Here is a 17,819-nt window from a genome sequence, read left to right as displayed (position 1 = left end):
CCGCTCCCGGCAGAATGATCGGATTTCGACACCGCAGAGCGAGACCCCGCCGACGCGTCGACGGGGCAAAGACTGGCCAGCCGATGTGGCGACGAGAAGGCGGCGACGGGATCATATCGGGGCAATCGGGGAGGCCCGCGACGAAGCCGCCGATCGGGTCAGACCCGCGTGCCGCCGATGGTGATGCCGTCGAGGCGCAGCGTCGGCTGGCCGACGCCGACCGGCACACCCTGCCCGCCCTTGCCGCAGGTGCCGATGCCGGGGTCGAGCATCAGGTCGTTGCCGATCATCTTCACCCGGGTCAGCGCGTCGGCGCCGTTGCCGATCAGCATGGCGCCCTTGACCGCCGGGCCGATCCTGCCGCCCTCGATGCGGTAGGCCTCGGTGCATTCGAAGACGAACTTGCCGGAGGTGATGTCGACCTGACCGCCGCCGAAATTGACGGCATAGATGCCGTCCTTCACCGACGAAAGGATCTCCGCCGGATCCATCGTCCCGGCCCGCATGTATGTATTCGTCATGCGTACCTGAGGCTGGTGCGCATAGGACTGGCGGCGGCCGTTGCCGGTCGGCGCGACGCCCATCAGGCGGGCGTTCTGGCGGTCCTGCATGTAGCCGACGAGAATGCCGTCCTCGATCAGCGTGGTCGAGGAGGTCGGCGTGCCCTCGTCGTCGAAGGAGAGCGAACCGCGCAGGTTCGGCAGCGTGCCGTCGTCGACGATCGTCACGCCGGGGGCGGCGACGCGCTCGCCCATGAGCCCTGCGAAGGCCGAAGTCTTCTTGCGGTTGAAGTCGCCCTCGAGACCGTGGCCGACCGCCTCGTGCAGCAGCACGCCGGTCCAGCCGGTGCCGAGGACGACGTCGAAGGTTCCGGCCGGTGCCGGCACCGCCGAGAGATTGACCAGCGACTGGCGCAGCGCCTCGTCGACGGCGTGGCGCCAACGGTCGGGCGAGACGAAGCGGGCGAAGCCCTCGCGGCCGCCGAAACCGTGGGAGCCGGCCTCCTGCCGATCGCCCTCGCCGGTCACCACCGAGACGTTGAGGCGGACGAGCGGGCGGACGTCACGCACCCGGTATCCGTCGGGGCGCAGGATCTCGACCACCGACCAGGTGGCGGCGAGCGAGGCGGTGACCTGACGCACGCGCGGGTCGGCGGCCCGCGCATAGGCGTCGATCTCGGCGAGCAGCCTGACCTTCTCGTCGAAGCTCGGCGCGCCGATCGGGTTCTCGTCGGTGTAGAGGCGGGTGTTGGTGAGGCTCGGCGCATCGGCCCAGGTGCCGGCGCGACCGCCGCGCACGGCGGAGACGGCATCGGCGGCGCGGCGCAGCGCCGGTTCCGAGATCTCGCCGGAATGGGCGAAGCCGGTCAGCTCGCCGGTGACGGCGCGCAGGCCGAAGCCTTGAGAGGTGTTGAAGGAGGCGCCCTTGAGGCGGCCGTTGTCGAAGGTCAGAGCCTCGGACTGGGCATATTCGACATAGAGCTCGCCGTCGTCGGCCCCGTCGAGCGCCGCCCCGGTGATGCGCCGCGCCACCTCCGGATCGAGGCCGGAAAGGGCGAAGAGATCGGTCTTGTCGGTCGCGGCCATGGGCGGGGGATACTCCGGAGCGATGCGGTTCGTCCGGTCAATCTAGGGCGCGACGGGGCGGATGGCGAGAGCGGAGGTCGGAAGAGACCGATGCGAAAAAAGCGGTGCCTCGCGGCACCGCCCTTCGAAATCGTGTCGTATCGTGGCGCGCAGCGCGCCTCGCCTCACGGCAGCTTGTCGAAGCCTTCGCCGAAACCCTTGAGCGCGATCGGGATGCCGATGCCCTCTTCCGGGGTCTGGAAGACGATGAAGGTGGCGTTGGTGCCGGCCTTCAGCTGGTCGAGCAGCTTGTCGTCCATCACCACTTCGGCGACGCAGCCGTTGGGCAGGCAGCGCACGAAGGGGGTGCGGCCGATGTCGGTCTGGTCGATCTTCAGGCCGAGGCCCGAGGGCAGCAGCACGCCGAGGGGGGCGAGCACGCGCAGGATGCGCTGCTTCTTGTCGGCGGTCTTCAGCACGATCACCGAGAGGCCGACGTTGGGACGGTCCTCGGCGGTGACGTTCTGCACCAGCGCGCACTGCTCGGCCTTGGCGCCCGGCGGGGTGTCGCAACGCACCTGCCAGTCGCCGTGGGCGGACTTCACCGCGCCCTGGGCAAAGGCGGGGGCGGCGGTCGCGAGGCCCAGGGCCAGCACCGCGCCCGACAGGGCGGCGGCGCGACGGACGATCCATCCGGCCGGCATCACGGTCATGCTTCGTCTCTCCTCGTGTCGCGGGAGTGTCCGCGAATCGACGTCAAAAGGTCTGCCCACGTTGCCCGACGCAGGGGGCCTGCGCCAGTGGGGCGGCTCCTTGTCGCCCGCGATCGTGGCGGTTCCGTGAGCGCGCGCGACGGCGCGGCGACGCGGTGGAAACCCCGTTGCCGCTGCGTACGGGTATTTCCGTAGAAGGCCATTGCCACTCGTCGAATTTCGGGCGTAGTCTATCTAATCGATTGGTGCCGCGCGTCTTCCGGCTCGGTCGAGACATCCGGGATCGGCGCCCTCAGGGGCGCGGAGTTCGGATCCGCCGACGCTTCGAGGGGAAGCGGCGGCAACAACAACGAAAGACGCAGACGGACGTCGCCCTCGGACGGGAGGGCGGCGAACCGTCGGGAAGGGGGGTGTCGAACGATGACTTCGACGAATGTTCCGCCGTTCCGCATTCGGTCGCTCGCGGCCGCGCTGCTCTCTCTGCCCGTGTTCGCCGCCCCGGCTCTCGCCGAGGGCCGTGCGGAGCCGTGGCAGATCGGCATGCAGGCGCCCAACACGATCGTCCATCAACACATCCACGGTTTCGCCGCCTTCACCTTCTGGATCGTCATCCCGATCACGCTGTTCGTGCTGGCGCTGCTCGTGGTGGTGGTGATCAAGTTCAACGCCAAGGCCAATCCGGTGCCGTCGCGCACCACCCATCACACCGGCCTCGAGGTCGCCTGGACGGTCGTGCCGATCCTGATCCTGGTGGCGCTGGCGATCCCCTCGTTCCGCCTCCTCTACGAGGAGATGGTGATCCCGCCGGCCGACATGACGATCAAGGTCACCGGGTACCAGTGGTACTGGGGCTACGAATATTCCGACCTCGTCTCCGACAAGCAGAAGCCGGTCGCCTTCGACGCGGTGATCCTGAAGGACGAGGATCGCAAGGATCCGGCGAAGCAGCCGCGGCTGCTGGCGGTCGACAACGAGGTGATCGTGCCGGCCGGCAAGGTCGTGCGCCTGCAGATCACCGCGGCGGACGTGATCCACTCGTGGGCGATGCCCTCGTTCGGCGTGAAGATGGACGGCGAACCGGGACGGCTCAACGAGACCTGGTTCAAGGCCGACAAGACCGGCGTCTTCTACGGCCAATGCTCGGAACTCTGTGGCCGCGACCATGCCTTCATGCCGATCGCCGTGCGCGTCGTGACGCCGGAGCAGTATGCGGCCTGGGCCGAGACCGCCCGCAAGGATCTCGACGCGGCGCGCGCCCGGCTCGCCGCTCTGATCGAGGCCGACGAAGCGCAGACGCGCCTCGCCGCCCGCTGAAACCCCACCCGTCCGTTCCCGAAAGGGAGGCCCGCATGGCCGTCGTCGATACCCATTCCGACTTCAAATCGATTGATGATGCGACCGGACACGGTCATTCCGGCGCCCATGCCGATCACGGGCCGCCGAAGGGCATCAGGCGCTGGCTGTTCTCGACCAATCACAAGGACATCGGCACGCTCTACCTGATCTTCGCGATGTTCTCGGGCATCGTCGGCGGCTCGCTCTCCATCGCCATCCGCATGGAGCTGCAGAACCCCGGGCTGCAGATCTTCACCGATCCGCACACGTTCAACGTCTTCACCACGGCGCACGGCCTCGTCATGATCTTCTTCATGGTGATGCCGGCACTGATCGGCGGCTTCGCCAACTGGTTCGTGCCGATCATGATCGGCGCGCCGGACATGGCCTTCCCGCGGATGAACAACATCTCGTTCTGGCTGTTGCCGCCGGCGCTGACGCTGCTCGTGATGTCGATGTTCGTCGAAGGCCCGCCCGGCGCCAACGGCGTCGGTGGCGGCTGGACGATCTATCCGCCGCTGTCGTCGACCGGCCAGCCGGGACCGGCGATGGACTTCGCCATCCTGTCGCTGCACATCGCCGGCGCCTCGTCGATCCTCGGCGCGATCAACTTCATCACCACGATCCTGAACATGCGCGCGCCGGGCATGACGCTGCACAAGATGCCGCTCTTCGCCTGGTCGGTGCTGGTGACGGCCTTCCTGCTCCTGCTGTCGCTGCCGGTGCTGGCGGGCGGCATCACCATGCTGCTGACCGACCGCAACTTCGGCACGTCCTTCTTCAAGCCGGAGGGCGGCGGCGATCCGATCCTGTTCCAGCATCTGTTCTGGTTCTTCGGACACCCCGAGGTCTACATCCTGATCCTGCCGGGCTTCGGCATCATCTCCCACATCGTCGCGACCTTCTCGAAGAAGCCGATCTTCGGCTATCTCGGCATGGCCTATGCGATGGTGGCGATCGGCGTCGTCGGTTTCGTGGTGTGGGCACACCACATGTACACGGTCGGTCTCGACGTCGACACGCAGGCCTATTTCGTCGCCGCCACGATGGTGATCGCGGTGCCGACGGGTGTGAAGATCTTCTCGTGGATCGCCACGATGTGGGGCGGTTCGATCGAGTTCAAGACGCCGATGGTCTTCGCCATCGGCTTCATCTTCCTCTTCACCATCGGCGGCGTCACCGGCGTGCAGCTCTCCAACGCCGGTTTCGACCGGGTGCTGCACGACACCTACTACGTCGTCGCCCATTTCCACTACGTGCTGTCGCTCGGTGCCGTCTTCGCGATCTTCGCGGCCTGGTACTACTGGTTCCCGAAGATGAGCGGCTACATGTATTCGGAAGTGATCGGCCAGATGCACTTCTGGGTCGCCTTCATCGGCGTCAACATGATCTTCATGCCGCAGCACTTCCTCGGCCTCGCGGGAATGCCGCGCCGCTACGTCGACTATCCCGATGCCTATGCGGGATGGAACTACGTGTCGTCGATCGGCTCCTACATCTCGGGGCTCTCGGTGCTGATCTTCTTCTTCGGCGTGTGGAAGGCGTTCCGCGACAAGGTGCCGGCCGGCGACAATCCGTGGGGCGTCGGCGCGACGACGCTCGAATGGACGATCTCCTCGCCGCCGCCCTACCACCAGTTCGATACCCTGCCGGTCATCGCCGAGGACGCCGAACACTGAGAACGCCGGCGACGGGGCCGCGAGGCCCCGCCCCCCGCCGATCCCATCCGAGGAGCGTGGACCATGACCGACATCGGCCTTTCGAGCCCGGCCCGGCTCTCGACGGCGACGCGGCTCTCGACGGCGACGCCGGGCGACTATTTCGCTCTGCTCAAGCCGCGCGTCATGTCGCTCGTCGTCTTCACCGCGCTGGTCGGCATGATCGCAGCGCCCCACGTCGCCCATCCGCTGCTCGACGCGGTCTCGGTCTTCGCCATCGCGCTCGGGGCCGGAGCCTCGGGCGCGTTGAACCAGTGGTGGGACGCCGACATCGACGCGGTCATGAGCCGGACGAAGAACCGGCCTATCCCCGCCGGCCGCATCACGGCCGATCAGGCGCTCGCCTTCGGCATGGTTCTGTCGGTCGGCTCGGTGCTGCTGCTCGGGCTCTCGGCCAACTGGTTTTCCGCCTTCCTGCTGGCCTTCACGATCTTCTACTACGTCGTCGTCTACTCGATGTGGCTGAAGCGGCGGACGGTCGAGAACATCGTCATCGGCGGGGCGGCCGGCGCCCTGCCGCCGGTCGTCGGCTGGGCGGCGGCGACGGGGTCGATCGCGCTGCTGCCGGTGCTGCTCTTCGCCGTGATCTTCTTCTGGACGCCGCCGCACTTCTGGGCGCTGGCGCTGCTCAAGTCCGAGGACTACATGCGCGCCGGCGTGCCGATGCTGCCGGTCGTCGCCGGCACAGCGGCGACGCGGCGGCGGATCCTCGCCTACGCCGCGCTGATGCTGCCGGTGTCGCTCGCGCCCTTCGCGCTCGGGCTCGCCGGGCTCGCCTACGGCCTCGTCGCCGGGATCGGCGGCGCGCTCTTCGTCGGGCTGGCGATGCTGGTCTTCACCCGTCGCGACGGGGCGGCGGGACGGCAGGCCTGCGGACGGCTCTTCGCCTTTTCCATCCTCTGGCTGACGGCGCTCTTCGCGGCGATCGCGGCCGAACGCCTCTTCGCCTGAGGGCCATCCCATGAACGCACCGACCGGATATCCCCGCCGCTTCTTCCACGAGCCGACCGCGGCCGAGCTCTCGGCCCGGCGCGCCCGCAACATCGCCCTCGGCGTCGTGCTCGCCGGGCTCGTCGTGCTGTTCTACGTCGTGACGCTGGCCAAGCTCGGCCTCAGGCTGCCGGGGGTCGCGGGATGACGAACACGGCGCGGCAGGACGATCGGGCGAGAGCGGCACGCGCCAACGGACGCGTCGGGATCGCGGCCGCCGGCCTCGCCGTGGTCATGCTCGGCGCCGCCTTCGCCGCCGTGCCCTTCTATCGCTGGTTCTGCACCACCACCGGCTACGGCGGTACGCCGCTGATCGCCACCGCCGCGCCGACAGAGGCACCCGGCCGGCCGATCGAGGTGCGCTTCGACACCAACGTGCGCGGGGCGTTGTCGTGGTCGTTCCATGCCGAGAAACCATCGGTGACGGTGCCGCTCGGCGAGACGGTCACGGTCAACTTCCGCATCGAGAACACGTCGGATCGCGTGCAACGCGGCATCGCCGCCTTCAACGTGACGCCGGCGCTCGCCTCGCCGCACTTCATGAAGCTCGCCTGCTTCTGCTTCGAGGAGCAGACCCTGAAGCCGGGCGAGGTGCTGGAGGCGCCGGTCACCTTCTGGGTCGACCGCGACATCGACACCGACAAGAACGTCGCCGGGCTCGCCGCGCTGACGCTCTCCTACACGTTCTTCCCCGTCGGCGAACCGCAGCGCGCGGCCGAACAGGGGAAACGCCCACCCGAGACGACGACACAACCGAGGGAAGACGGCCATGGCTGACGCCCACGCCCGCAATCACGACTACCACATCGTCGATCCGAGCCCCTGGCCGCTGGTGACGTCCTTCGCGGCGCTGGTGACGGCGATCGGCGCGATCGGCCTCTTCCGCTGGCGAATGGGCGACCATCTGGTGATCGGCGGCCTCGACATCGCCACGCCGTGGATCTTCGTCGCCGGCTTCACCCTGCTGCTCTACGCCATGGGCTCGTGGTGGGCGGACGTGGTGTCGGAGGCCCATGCCGGCCATCACACGCCGGTCGTCGGCCTGCACCTGCGCTACGGCATGATCCTGTTCATCGCCTCGGAGGTGATGTTCTTCGTCGCCTGGTTCTGGGCGTGGTTCGACGCGGCCCTCTTCCCCGGAGAGGCCAAGCAGTATCTGCGCGCCGCCTTCACCGGCGGGGTATGGCCGCCGCACGGGATCGAGACCTTCGACCCGTGGCACCTGCCGCTCCTCAACACGCTGATCCTGCTGCTCTCCGGCACCACGGTGACGGCGGCGCATCACGCCCTGATCGAAAACGACCGCGCCGGCTTCCGCCAGGGGCTCGCCGCGACCGTGGTGCTCGGCATGCTCTTCACCTGCCTGCAGGCCTATGAATACGGCCACGCCCATTTCGGCTTCTCCGGCTCGATCTACGGCGCGAGCTTCTTCATGGCGACCGGATTCCACGGCTTCCACGTGATCGTCGGCACGATCTTCCTCGCGGTCTGCCTGATCCGCGCCGAGAAGGGCCACTTCACGCCGAAGCAGCACTTCGGTTTCGAGGCGGCGACCTGGTACTGGCACTTCGTCGACGTGGTCTGGCTGTTCCTCTTCGTCGTGATCTACGTGCTCGGCCGCGGCGTCGTGGGAGCGCACTGAGGAGGATCCGGTGGCCGTCGACCATGCCGATCCCGCAACGCCGTCGCTCGTTCGCACCGTCCTCCTCGCGCGCTGCCCGCGCTGCGGGGAGGGACGGCTGTTTTCGGGTTGGCTCACGGTGGCGCCGGCCTGCACCGTCTGCGGCCAGGATCTGAAGCGCGCCGACACCGGCGACGGGCCGGCGGTCTTCGTCATCCTGATCGTCGGTGCCGTCGTCGTCACCGCGGCGCTGGTGACGGAGGTGAAGCTCTCCCCGCCCTACTGGGTCCACGCCGTGCTGTGGGTGCCGTCGGTGATCGGCCTGTCGCTCGCGCTGCTGCGCCCCGTCAAGGCGCTCGCCGTCGCCCTGCAATGGAAGAACAAGGCCGCCGAGGGCCGGACCCGGACCACCGCCGAGGAGGATCGCCCATGACCAACCGCGGTCGATGGATGGCGGGGGCCGCGACGCTGCTCGTCTCGGGCCTGCTCGCCGGGCTCGGCACCTGGCAGATGCAGCGCCTCGCCTGGAAACATGCGCTGATCGAGACGATCCGTGCCCGCACCGCCGCTCCGGCGATCCCGGCGCCGCCGCTCGGCGCGGCGCTCTCCTCCGACAGCGAGGCGGTCGACTACACGCTGATGCGGGTCGAGGGGCGCTGGCGCGGCGATCTCGAGGTGACGGTCGATGCGCTCGTCGGTTCACCGCGCGGCCGCTTCGGCGGGCCGGGCGTCTGGCTGGTGACGCCGGTCGAACGCGCCGACGGCAGCTTCGTCTGGGTCAATCGCGGCTTCGTGCCGGCCGGCCGAAGGGCCGAGGCCACGCCGGCCGCAGGCCCCGCGGCGATCGAGGGACTGGCGCGCCGACCGGAGACGCGCGGCTTCTTCATGCCGCCGGACCAGCCGGCCAAACGCAGCTTCTTCGTGCGCGACGCGCGGTCGCTGTCGGCGGCTGTCGGGCTGCCGGTCGACAGGACGCTGCCCTACTCGGTCGACGCCGGGGTCGGCGCGACGCCGCCCTCCGGCCTGCCGCAGGCGGGCGAGACGCGGCTCGCCTTCTCCGACAACCACCTCGGCTACGCCATCACCTGGTACGGCCTGTCGATCGCCTCGCTGGTGGTCTTCTGGTTCCGCATGCGCGCGGAACGCCGACGCGACGAAGGGTTCGCGGCGGCGGAGTGAGGCGTCACTGCGCCGCGACGCGCGAGGTCCGGGAGATGAAGCGGCGGGCTTCCTCGGCGGTCATCGGCTCGCCCCAGACGAAGCCCTGCGCCGATTCGCATCCCAACCGCTGCAGCATCTCGACGTCGGCGCGGGTCTCGGCGCCCTCGGCGATGACGCTCATGCCGAGGTCGTGGGCGAGCGTCACGATCGAACGCAGCAGCACCGGCTGGTCCTTGGCCGCACCGCGGACGAAGGACTGGTCGATCTTGATGCTGTCGAAGGGGAAGCGCTGCAGGTAGGAGAGCGAGGAATAGCCGGTGCCGAAGTCGTCGAGGGCGAGGCTGGCGCCGAGCTCCTTGATGCGCTCCAGCACCTTGGCGGCATATTCCGGGTTCTCCATGACGAGGCTCTCGGTGACCTCGATCTTGAGCGTGCCACGGGTGACGTCGACGCGGCTGAGCACCGCCTTCACGTCGTTGATCAGGTCGTGACGCAGCAACTGACGGGACGACACGTTGACCGAGACGAAGATGCCGAGGTCGGAGCCGAACTCCTCCTGCCAGTGGGAGAGCTGGCGGGCGGCCTTCTCGAGCACCAGGAGGCCGAGCGGGATGATCAGTCCGGAGCGTTCGGCGATCGAGATGAACTCACCGGCGCCGAGACGGCCGCGCTTGGGGTGATCCCAGCGCACCAGCGCCTCGAAACCGGCGATCGACTCGTCGGCGAGCGCGATGATCGGCTGGAAGAGGACCTTGATCTCCTCGCGCTCGAGCGCGCGGCGCAGGTCGGACTCGATCGCCAGCGTGTCGACGGCGTGCTGGCGGAGCGAGGGCCGGAAGACCTCGATGCGGTCGCCGCCGAGGCGCTTGGCGTGATACATGGCGATCTCGCCGTCCTTGACGAGATCGTCCTCCTTCTTCGCCGTGCCGTCCCAGATGGCGACGCCGATCGAGGTGGTGAGGAAGACCTCGCGTTCGCCCAGCGTGATCGGCGTCTTGAGCGCGCGGCGGATGCCGTCGGCGAAGGCGGCGATGCGTTCCGGCTCGTTCTCGGAGATGACGACGACGCCGAACTGGTCGCCGTCGATACGGGCGAGCGTGTCCTGCGGCTTCATCTGGCGGGCGAGGCGGCGGGCGACCGTCAGCAGCATCGAATCGCCGATCGAGAGCCCCAGGCTGTCGTTGACGTTCTTGAAGCGGTCGATGTCGACGATGATGATCGACGGGCGACCGATACCCTCGGCGCGGGCGCGGACGATCGCCGAGGAGATGCGGTCGAAGAACAGCTCGCGGTTGGGCAGGCCGGTCAGGTTGTCGTGAACGGCGTCGTGCAGCAGCCGCTCCTCGGCATTGTGCACGTCGGTCTCGTCGAGCAGCGTGCCGACGCAGCGCACCACCTCGCCGTCGGAGCCGACGACCGGCCGGGCGCGCAGCTTGAACCAGCGGAAATGGCCGTCGCGGGCGCGCAGGCGGAAGGTCACCGAGACACGGCCGCGACGCTGTTCGACCACCGCGTCGAGGGTCGAGCGGAAGGGGTCGCGGTCCTTCGGGTGCAGGATCTCCAGCCAGTCGCGCGCCGCGCTCTCGAGCGCGCCGGGCTCGAGGCCGAGCAGATCCTCCACCTCCGGGCTCGCCCAGATGTGGTCGCGCATCACGTCCCAGTCCCACACCATGTCGCCGGAGCCGACCAGCGCCAGCGCGCGTCGCTCGGTCTCGCCGGTCGCCCCTTGGGCGACGACGCCGCCGGCGAAGGCGTGCTGCATCACGGTGAAGCCGATCAGCATGACGATCAGTACCAGACCGGCGGCGAGCGCCGGCTGGACCGCGTCGTTGTCGATGCCGCCCGACACCGCGAGGCCGGCGGCCATCAGCCAGGCGATCAGCAGCACCCAGGTCGGGATCAGCATGATGGCGCGGTCGTAGCCGTGGGCGGCGAGCCAGGCGACGAGGCCGGCGCCGATCACCGCGAGGACGGCCAGCACGATACGGGCGAGGCCGGCGGCGATCGACGGGTCGATCACCGCGACGCCGAGCAGGCCGAGCAGCACCAGCACGGCGGCGGCCACCATGTGGCTGTAGCTGACGTGCCATCGGTTGAGGTTGAGATAGGCGTAGAGGAACAGGACGAGCGTCGTCGCCAGCATCACCTCGGCGCCGGCGCGATAGACTTGGTCGGCGCCCGGTTGCAGGCGGAAGAGCTTGTCCCAGAAGCCGAAGTCTATGCACAGATAGGCCAGCACCGCCCAGGCCATGGCGGCGGTCGCCGGGAACATCGCCGAGCCCTTGACCACGAAGAGAATGGTCAGGAACAACGCCAGGAGACCCGAGATGCCGAGGATGATGCCGCGGAACAGCGTGTAGGCGTTGACGCTGTCCTTGTAGGCCTCGGGCTCCCACAGCACGAGCTTGGGCAGGCGGGGGCCGCGCAGTTCCATCACCACCGTCACCACCGCGCGCGGGTCGAGGGTGATGAGGAAGGAATCGGCCTCGGCGTTGATCTGGCGTTCCGGCGCCAACCCTTGCGACGTCGAGATCGAGGCGATGCGCGACGAGCCGAGGTCGGGCGACAGCACGCCCGAGCCGGCGAGGCGGAAGAAGGGCGCGACGATCAGACGGTCGATCTGTTCGTCGGAATTGTTCTTGAGCGCGAAGACCACCCAGTCGGTGTCGCCGGCTTGCGTGGCGCGCACCTCGATGCGGCGGACGATGCCGTCGGCGCCGGGGGCGGTGGAGACCTGGAGACGGTCACCGGCGCCGAGGCGCATCTCGACCGCGTGGGTCATGTCGAGGGCGGGGATATCCTGGGGGACGGTGATGGCTTCGACGGCCGAGGCCGACGGGGCGTGCGCGAGCACGACCACGAGAGCCGCCATCAGCACGAAGGCGATCGTGCGCAGGACCTTCAAGGACCGTTCCTTCCCTCGCCCATGCGCCCCAGCGCGCGGGAATCTCATGCGAGTGTTACCGACCGGAGGTTCGATCGACAAGCGATTCGCGCCCGATACCCACCGTGGAGAGGTCGGCGGGGTCTTCGGCGCGGGCGGGCACCGGGTCGTCGTGCAGCAGTCCCCACAAAACGTGGTCGCGCCAACGGCCGGCGATGCACAAATAGGCACGCGCCAGACCTTCGCGGCGAAATCCGACCTTTTCGAGGAGCCGAATCGAGCGGGTGTTCTCGGGCAGGCAGGCGGCCTCGAGGCGATGGAGCCCGAGCGTGCCGAAGGCATGGCGGGCGAGCAGCATCACCGCCTCGCTCATGTGGCCGCGGCCGGCATGGGCCTCGCCCATCCAGTAGCCGATGGTGCCGGCCTGGGTGACACCACGACGCACCTGCGCCAGCGTGACGCCGCCGAGGAGTTCCCCGGTCGCGCGCGAGAACAGGAAGAAGGGCTGGGCGGTGCCGTCGCGGATCTCGTTCGACCAGCGCACCAGACGGCGGGCATAGGCGCGACGCAGCAGGTCGTCCTCGCCCCAGGTCGGTTCCCACGGCTCGAGGAAGGTGCGCGAGGCGTGGCGCAGTGCCCGCCATTCGGCATGGTCGGCGACGTCGGGACCGCGCAGCGTCACGGTCGGGCCGCGCAGCGTCGGCAGGAGTTCGGAGGGATCGACCCGGAAGAGGCCCATGCCCCGCCCTCCCCGTCTCAGGCTCGGCCGGCGAGGCGGGCGGCGAAGGCGCTCGCGTCCATGGCGCCGTCGACCGGGCCGACCAGCGCCAGCGTCGGCGCCGCGCCGAGGAAGATCTCGGCGGCGAGACGCGAGACGCGCGCCCGGTCGACCGCCTCGATGCGATCGAGTGTCTCGCGGGTGGTCAGCGGGCGCCCCCATATCAGCATCTGGCGGGCGATCTGCGAGGCGCGCGACACCGGGCTCTCGAGGCTCATCAGGAGCCCCGCGCGCATCTGCGCCTTGGCGCGGGCGACCTCGGCGTCGTCGATCGAGGCGACGGTGCGGGCGATCTCGTCGGCGACGCCTTCCATCAGCCGGCCGAGGTCCTCCTCGCCGGTGGCGGCATGGATGCCGAAGAGGCCGGTCTCGCGATAGCCCCAGTGGAAGGCCGAGATCGAATAGCAGAGGCCGCGATTCTCGCGGATCTCCTGGAACAGGCGGCTCGACATGCCACCACCGAGCACCGTCGCCAGAACCTGGGCGGCGTGGTGGTCCTCGCTGGCGTAGCGGCGGCCCTCGAAGGCGAGCGTCATCTGCGCCTCGGAGAGATCGCGCACCTCGCGCACCTCGCCGCCGGTCCAGGTCGCCGGTTCGTCGCCCGGCGTCGCGCCGGTCGGCAGATCGGCGAAGCGCTCCGTCACCAGCCGCACCACCTCGTCGTGATCGACCCGGCCGGCGGCGGCGACGACCGCGTTCTCGGTGCGGTAGTGGCGCTCGAGATAGGCCTCGAGGTGCTCGCGGCCGAAGGAGGCGACGGTCTCGGGCGTGCCGAGGATCGGCCGACCGATCGGCTGGTCGCGGAAGGCCTGTTCCTGGAGGAGGTCGAAGACCAGATCCTCGGGCGCATCGTCGGCGGCGCCGATCTCCTGGAGGACGACGTGGCACTCGCGCGTCAGTTCCTCGGGGTCGAAGACCGAGCGGGTGAGGATGTCGGCGAGGAGGTCGACCGACAGCGGCAGATCGTCGGCGAGGATGCGGGCGTAGAAGCAGGTGTTCTCGATCGAGGTCGCGGCGTTGATCTCGCCGCCGACCGCCTCGATCTCCTCGGCGATGCGCCGGGCGGAACGGGTGGTCGTGCCCTTGAAGGCCATGTGCTCGAGCAGGTGCGAGATGCCGTGTTCGTGCGGACGTTCCGATCGCGAGCCGGCGCCGACCCAGACGCCGAGCGTCGCGGTCTCGAGATGGGGCATTCGCTCGGTGGCGACGGTGAGCCCGCTCGCCAGTTTCGTCACCTCGACGGTCATGCTCGGCCCGGCCCTCCTGCGATCAGACGTGCACCGCGCGCGAACGTTCCTCGACGAAACGCTCGACGGCGAGGAGGTCGGCGGCGACGACCTCGAACTTCTCGGTCCGCTCCATCAGGTCGGCGAGCCAGACCGGCAGACCCGGCCGGATACCGCTCGCCGCCTCGACCGCGTCGGGGAACTTGGCGGGATGGGCGGTCGACAGCGTGATCATCGGCACGTCGTCGGTGAGGAAACGCTCGGCGACGGCGACGGCGACCGCGGTGTGCGGGTCGATCAGCTCGCCGGTGGTGGCGCGGATGCGGGCGATGGTCGCCGCGGTCTCGGCCTCGTCGGTGCGGCCGGAGGCGAAGTCGGCGCGGATGGCGGCGAGCGCCGCCTCCGGCACCGTGAAGGAGCCGGCCTGACCGAGGCTGCTCAGGAGCGCGCCGACGGCGGCGCCGTCGCGGTCCATCGCCTCGAACAGCAGGCGCTCGAAGTTCGACGACACCTGGATGTCCATCGACGGCGACTGCGAGGCGATCACCTCGCGCAGCTCGTAGACGCCGGTCTCGAGGGTGCGGTGGAGGATGTCGTTGACGTTGGTGGCGATCACCAGCTTGTCGATCGGCAGGCCGAGCTTCTTGGCGACGAAGCCGGCGAAGATGTCGCCGAAATTGCCGGTCGGCACGGTGAAGGACACCTTGCGGGTCGGCGCGCCGAGCGCGCAGGCGGCGTAGAAGTAATAGACGACCTGCGCCACCACCCGCGCCCAGTTGATCGAATTGACGCCGGTCAGGCGGATCCGATCGCGGAACGAGAAGTGGTTGAACATCCCCTTGAGGATGCCCTGGGCGTCGTCGAACGTGCCTTCCAGCGCAATCGCGTGGACGTTCTCGTCGCCGACCGTCGTCATCTGCCGGCGCTGCACGTCGGAGACGCGGCCGTGCGGATACATGATGAAGACGTCGACCCGCTCGCGGCCGCGGAAGGCCTCGATCGCCGCGCCGCCGGTGTCGCCCGACGTGGCTCCGACGATGGTGGCGCGCTCGTTCTTCAGGCTCAGGACGTGGTCCATGACCCGGCCGAGGAACTGCATCGCCACGTCCTTGAAGGCGAGCGTCGGTCCGTGGGAGAGCTCGAGCAGGAAGTGGTTGGCGGCGAGCTGCGTCAGCGGCGTCACGGCGGCGTGGTGGAAGGAGCCGTAGGCCTCCTCGATCATCGCACGCAGCACGGGTTGAGGAATGTCGTTGCCGGTGAAGCGCGAGATGACGCGGAAGGCGACCTCCGCGTAGCTCTTGCCGGCGAGGTCGGCGATCTCTCCCTGCGCGAAGGTCGGCCAGGTCTCGGGCACGTAGAGGCCGCCGTCACGGGCGAGGCCCGCGAGCAGCACATCGGAGAAACCGAGGCCGGGGGCCTCGCCGCGAGTGGAGACGTAACGCACGGATCGAACTTCCTCGTCGAATTCGCCGAGCCGCGACGCTCGTCGGCGGCGAGGCGGGACACTAGGCCGCGCCCCGCCGTCGGGCAAGCGCGGCGTGATCCATGAGACGGCGAAATCGACGAAAGGGCGCGAAAATCAGCCGTGACCGGCTTCGCGCGACAGGAGACCGATGTCGATGCCGATCGACTTCAGCGCCCGGTCGTACTTGTGGTCGAGGTCGGGATCGAACACCAGTTCGGGCTCGGCCGAACAGTGCAGCCAGCCGTTCCACTGGATCTCGTTCTCGAGCTGACCGGCCGACCAGCCGGCATAGCCGAGCGCCAGCATCGCCTTCTTCGGGCCGCGGCCCTCGGCGATCGCCTTCAGCACCTCGAGCGTGGTGGTGAGAGAAAAGCGCTCGTCGATGGTCAGGGTCGAATCCTCGACCTGCCAGTCGGAGGAATGCAGGACGAAGCCGCGGGTGGTCTCGACCGGGCCGCCGGTCTGGACCTTCATGGCGCGGACCTGATCGGGCAGGCGGATGCGCTCGGCCTCGTCGACGATCTGGAGCTGGACCAGGAGATCGGGGAAGGAGGCGTGGTCGGCCGGGCGGTTGATGATGACCCCCATCGCGCCCTCTTCGGAGTGCGCGCAGAGATAGACGAGCGTGCGCTCGAAGCGCTCGTCGCTCATCCCTGGCATGGCGATCAGGATCTTTCCGCCGAGAAACCGGCTCTCTTCGTCCGTCATGAACCCCGTCTCGTTGCGATCGCCCGCGGCGACCCATGCCGCGAATCTAACCTCGCGACCGGGGCGGAACAAGGGCAGGCGGACCAGGGAGACGATCACGTCGCCTCGCGCCTCTCCCGCGACGACGTGAGGAGACGGGAGCGACGCGACGCGCTAGGGTCCGCCACCCTTTCGCAGAGTGCCCATGTCCCGTCTCTTCCGCCTCGCGCTTCTCCTCGCCCTCGCCGCCCCATCCGCAGCCCTCGGCACGGAAGCGAACGTGCGCCTGCTCGTCGCCGGCGTCGCCGGGGGCAAGGTTTCCGCCGCCATCGCCGTCGATCTCCCCGAGGGCTGGAAGACCTATTGGCGGACGCCGGGAGATGCCGGCATTCCGCCGACCTTCGACACCGCCGCCTCGACCGGGCTCGCGCCCGTCACGGTGCGCTATCCCGCCCCCGAACGCTTCGACGAGGCGGGGCTGACGGCGATCGGCTACACCCGCTCGGTCGTGTTGCCGATCGACACGGCGCTCGCCGATCCAGCGAAGCCGGGAAAGCTGGTGGTCGCGGTGATGATCGGCCTCTGCCACGACGTCTGCATACCCTTCGAGACCCGGCTCGAAGCGACGATTTCCCCGAATGCCCCCTCCGACCCGGCCGCCGCCGCGACGATCGCGACGGCCATGGTGCGGGTGCCGGTCGCCACCGATGCGAAGTCTCCGCCCCGCGTCGTCTCGGCCCACCGCGAGGGCTCCGCTCCGCACGAGATCGTGGTCGTCGAAGTCGCCATGCCGCCGGGCGGCGGTGACGAGGACGTGTTGGTCGAAGGGCCGACCGCCGAGTGGGCGTTGCCGCTGCCGCGCCGCGACGGACCGGCGGGGACACGCGAACGGTGGACCTTCGCCGTCGACGGCGTGCCCAAGGGCGCCTCGATCGGCGCGGCCGACCTGCGCTTCACCCTGCGATCGGGTCCGCGCGCCGTCGAACAGGTGGTGCGGCTGGACGGCACCGGGGCAGCGCCCTAGGTCCAACGCATCTTCATGTCCATCCAACCAGGAGACGACCCCATGACCATCGCCGTCGGCGACCGCCTGCCCGCCGTGACCTTCAAGACCATGATCGACGGCGTGCCGACCGCCATCACCACCGACGAGGTGTTCAAGGGCAAGACCGTCGCGCTCTTCGCCGTGCCCGGCGCCTTCACGCCCGGCTGCTCGAAGACCCATCTGCCGGGCTATCTCGCCAACCACGACGCGCTCAAGGCCAAGGGCGTCGACACCATCGCCTGCACCGCTGTCAACGACGTCTTCGTGATGGACGCCTGGTCGAAGGCCAATGCCGCCGACGGCAAGATCCTGTTCCTCGCCGACGGTTCGGGCGTCTTCGCCGACGCGGTCGGGCTGACGCTCGACGCCGTCGCCGCCGGCCTCGGCCTGCGCTCGCAGCGCTATTCGATGCTGGTGGTCGACGGCGTGGTGAAGGACCTGGCGCTCGAGGAGAAGCCCGGCACGATCGAGCTCACCGGCGGCGCCTGCATGCTCGGCAAGCTCTGAGACGAGACGGACGGCGTTCCCGTCCGTCACCTCTGTTCGGCTTCACCCTGAGGTGCCCGATCGCAAGATCGGGCCTCGAAGGGCGAAGCCACGACGGGCGGTGCCACTCGACCCTTCGCCCTTC

At 69.1% G+C, this 17,819-nt stretch carries 17 protein-coding genes; 10 read left to right on the top strand and 7 right to left on the bottom strand.

Annotated elements, in window-relative coordinates; genetic code table 11:
- Positions 1-158 precede the first annotated feature (158 nt).
- Both tldD and ACT53U_RS10480 read right to left on the bottom strand, forming a co-directional pair.
- Positions 159-1,586: a metalloprotease TldD gene (gene tldD, locus ACT53U_RS10485; RefSeq protein WP_476154811.1), complete on the bottom strand. Its 1,428-nt coding sequence runs from the start codon at positions 1,584-1,586 to the stop codon at positions 159-161.
- 164 nt (positions 1,587-1,750) lie between these two features.
- On the bottom strand, positions 1,751-2,269 hold the full coding sequence (locus tag ACT53U_RS10480; protein WP_476136048.1) for an invasion associated locus B family protein: 519 nt from the start codon (positions 2,267-2,269) through the stop codon (positions 1,751-1,753).
- A gap of 429 nt (positions 2,270-2,698) precedes the next feature.
- On the opposite strand from ACT53U_RS10480, the gene coxB reads away from it, so the two are divergent.
- The 8 genes from coxB to ACT53U_RS10440 all read left to right on the top strand — a co-directional run bounded on the left by coxB (position 2,699) and on the right by ACT53U_RS10440 (position 9,121).
- Positions 2,699-3,592, top strand: a complete 894-nt coding sequence (gene coxB / locus ACT53U_RS10475; protein ID WP_476154809.1) for a cytochrome c oxidase subunit II — start codon at positions 2,699-2,701, stop codon at positions 3,590-3,592.
- 35 nt (positions 3,593-3,627) lie between these two features.
- Positions 3,628-5,292 (top strand): cytochrome c oxidase subunit I, encoded by a 1,665-nt coding sequence (gene ctaD / locus ACT53U_RS10470; protein WP_476154807.1) that lies wholly within the window; start codon positions 3,628-3,630, stop codon positions 5,290-5,292.
- Positions 5,293-5,355: 63 nt separating this feature from the next.
- Complete coding sequence (locus ACT53U_RS10465) at positions 5,356-6,282, top strand: heme o synthase (RefSeq protein WP_476154805.1); 927 nt, start codon at positions 5,356-5,358, stop codon at positions 6,280-6,282.
- Positions 6,283-6,292: 10 nt separating this feature from the next.
- Positions 6,293-6,469 carry a hypothetical protein gene (locus ACT53U_RS10460; protein ID WP_476154803.1) on the top strand — a complete coding sequence of 59 codons (177 nt, stop codon included), beginning with the start codon at positions 6,293-6,295 and terminating at the stop codon, positions 6,467-6,469.
- Positions 6,466-7,098 (top strand): cytochrome c oxidase assembly protein, encoded by a 633-nt coding sequence (locus ACT53U_RS10455; RefSeq protein ID WP_476154801.1) that lies wholly within the window; start codon positions 6,466-6,468, stop codon positions 7,096-7,098. The genes ACT53U_RS10460 and ACT53U_RS10455 overlap by 4 nt, the downstream gene beginning before the upstream one ends.
- Positions 7,091-7,963 carry a cytochrome c oxidase subunit 3 gene (locus ACT53U_RS10450; protein WP_476154799.1) on the top strand — a complete coding sequence of 291 codons (873 nt, stop codon included), beginning with the start codon at positions 7,091-7,093 and terminating at the stop codon, positions 7,961-7,963. The genes ACT53U_RS10455 and ACT53U_RS10450 overlap by 8 nt, the downstream gene beginning before the upstream one ends.
- Before the next feature lie 10 nt (positions 7,964-7,973).
- Positions 7,974-8,375 carry a DUF983 domain-containing protein gene (locus tag ACT53U_RS10445; RefSeq protein WP_476154797.1) on the top strand — a complete coding sequence of 134 codons (402 nt, stop codon included), beginning with the start codon at positions 7,974-7,976 and terminating at the stop codon, positions 8,373-8,375.
- Positions 8,372-9,121 carry an SURF1 family protein gene (locus tag ACT53U_RS10440; RefSeq protein WP_476154795.1) on the top strand — a complete coding sequence of 250 codons (750 nt, stop codon included), beginning with the start codon at positions 8,372-8,374 and terminating at the stop codon, positions 9,119-9,121. The genes ACT53U_RS10445 and ACT53U_RS10440 overlap by 4 nt, the downstream gene beginning before the upstream one ends.
- 4 nt (positions 9,122-9,125) lie before the next feature.
- Here the strand turns inward: ACT53U_RS10440 and ACT53U_RS10435 are convergent, their stop codons facing one another.
- The 5 genes from ACT53U_RS10435 to ACT53U_RS10415 all read right to left on the bottom strand — a co-directional run bounded on the left by ACT53U_RS10435 (position 9,126) and on the right by ACT53U_RS10415 (position 16,164).
- Positions 9,126-11,975: an EAL domain-containing protein gene (locus ACT53U_RS10435; RefSeq protein ID WP_476155063.1), complete on the bottom strand. Its 2,850-nt coding sequence runs from the start codon at positions 11,973-11,975 to the stop codon at positions 9,126-9,128.
- 88 nt (positions 11,976-12,063) lie between these two features.
- Complete coding sequence (locus ACT53U_RS10430) at positions 12,064-12,726, bottom strand: GNAT family N-acetyltransferase (protein ID WP_476154793.1); 663 nt, start codon at positions 12,724-12,726, stop codon at positions 12,064-12,066.
- A gap of 17 nt (positions 12,727-12,743) precedes the next feature.
- Positions 12,744-14,012, bottom strand: coding sequence for a M16 family metallopeptidase (locus ACT53U_RS10425; RefSeq protein ID WP_476154791.1), 1,269 nt, complete (start codon positions 14,010-14,012; stop codon positions 12,744-12,746).
- A 22-nt stretch (positions 14,013-14,034) separates the two neighbouring features.
- Positions 14,035-15,435 carry a threonine synthase gene (thrC, locus tag ACT53U_RS10420; RefSeq protein ID WP_476154789.1) on the bottom strand — a complete coding sequence of 467 codons (1,401 nt, stop codon included), beginning with the start codon at positions 15,433-15,435 and terminating at the stop codon, positions 14,035-14,037.
- A 135-nt stretch (positions 15,436-15,570) separates the two neighbouring features.
- Positions 15,571-16,164 carry a YqgE/AlgH family protein gene (locus tag ACT53U_RS10415; RefSeq protein ID WP_476155061.1) on the bottom strand — a complete coding sequence of 198 codons (594 nt, stop codon included), beginning with the start codon at positions 16,162-16,164 and terminating at the stop codon, positions 15,571-15,573.
- A gap of 184 nt (positions 16,165-16,348) precedes the next feature.
- Here ACT53U_RS10415 and ACT53U_RS10410 point away from each other — a divergent pair, with 184 nt between their 5' ends.
- Both ACT53U_RS10410 and ACT53U_RS10405 read left to right on the top strand, forming a co-directional pair.
- Complete coding sequence (locus ACT53U_RS10410; RefSeq protein WP_476154787.1) at positions 16,349-17,167, top strand: protein-disulfide reductase DsbD domain-containing protein; 819 nt, start codon at positions 16,349-16,351, stop codon at positions 17,165-17,167.
- 42 nt (positions 17,168-17,209) lie between these two features.
- Positions 17,210-17,695 carry a redoxin family protein gene (locus tag ACT53U_RS10405; protein WP_476154785.1) on the top strand — a complete coding sequence of 162 codons (486 nt, stop codon included), beginning with the start codon at positions 17,210-17,212 and terminating at the stop codon, positions 17,693-17,695.
- Positions 17,696-17,819: the final 124 nt, after the last annotated feature.

The organism is Pinisolibacter sp. DMC19 (genome assembly GCF_056313985.1).
This window is presented reverse-complemented; position numbering and strand designations above follow the sequence as displayed.

What these genes read in the sequence shown, in the direction of transcription:
- tldD (WP_476154811.1), bottom strand. Translation starts at nt 1,586, where the DNA reads ATGGCCGCGACCGACAAGACCGATCTCTTCGCCCTTTCCGGCCTCGAT.
- ACT53U_RS10480 (WP_476136048.1), bottom strand. Translation starts at nt 2,269, where the DNA reads ATGCCGGCCGGATGGATCGTCCGTCGCGCCGCCGCCCTGTCGGGCGCG.
- coxB (WP_476154809.1), top strand. Translation starts at nt 2,699, where the DNA reads ATGACTTCGACGAATGTTCCGCCGTTCCGCATTCGGTCGCTCGCGGCC.
- ctaD (WP_476154807.1), top strand. Translation starts at nt 3,628, where the DNA reads ATGGCCGTCGTCGATACCCATTCCGACTTCAAATCGATTGATGATGCG.
- ACT53U_RS10465 (WP_476154805.1), top strand. Translation starts at nt 5,356, where the DNA reads ATGACCGACATCGGCCTTTCGAGCCCGGCCCGGCTCTCGACGGCGACG.
- ACT53U_RS10460 (WP_476154803.1), top strand. Translation starts at nt 6,293, where the DNA reads ATGAACGCACCGACCGGATATCCCCGCCGCTTCTTCCACGAGCCGACC.
- ACT53U_RS10455 (WP_476154801.1), top strand. Translation starts at nt 6,466, where the DNA reads ATGACGAACACGGCGCGGCAGGACGATCGGGCGAGAGCGGCACGCGCC.
- ACT53U_RS10450 (WP_476154799.1), top strand. Translation starts at nt 7,091, where the DNA reads ATGGCTGACGCCCACGCCCGCAATCACGACTACCACATCGTCGATCCG.
- ACT53U_RS10440 (WP_476154795.1), top strand. Translation starts at nt 8,372, where the DNA reads ATGACCAACCGCGGTCGATGGATGGCGGGGGCCGCGACGCTGCTCGTC.
- ACT53U_RS10435 (WP_476155063.1), bottom strand. Translation starts at nt 11,975, where the DNA reads ATGGCGGCTCTCGTGGTCGTGCTCGCGCACGCCCCGTCGGCCTCGGCC.
- ACT53U_RS10430 (WP_476154793.1), bottom strand. Translation starts at nt 12,726, where the DNA reads ATGGGCCTCTTCCGGGTCGATCCCTCCGAACTCCTGCCGACGCTGCGC.
- ACT53U_RS10425 (WP_476154791.1), bottom strand. Translation starts at nt 14,012, where the DNA reads ATGACCGTCGAGGTGACGAAACTGGCGAGCGGGCTCACCGTCGCCACC.
- ACT53U_RS10415 (WP_476155061.1), bottom strand. Translation starts at nt 16,164, where the DNA reads ATGACGGACGAAGAGAGCCGGTTTCTCGGCGGAAAGATCCTGATCGCC.
- ACT53U_RS10410 (WP_476154787.1), top strand. Translation starts at nt 16,349, where the DNA reads ATGTCCCGTCTCTTCCGCCTCGCGCTTCTCCTCGCCCTCGCCGCCCCA.
- ACT53U_RS10405 (WP_476154785.1), top strand. Translation starts at nt 17,210, where the DNA reads ATGACCATCGCCGTCGGCGACCGCCTGCCCGCCGTGACCTTCAAGACC.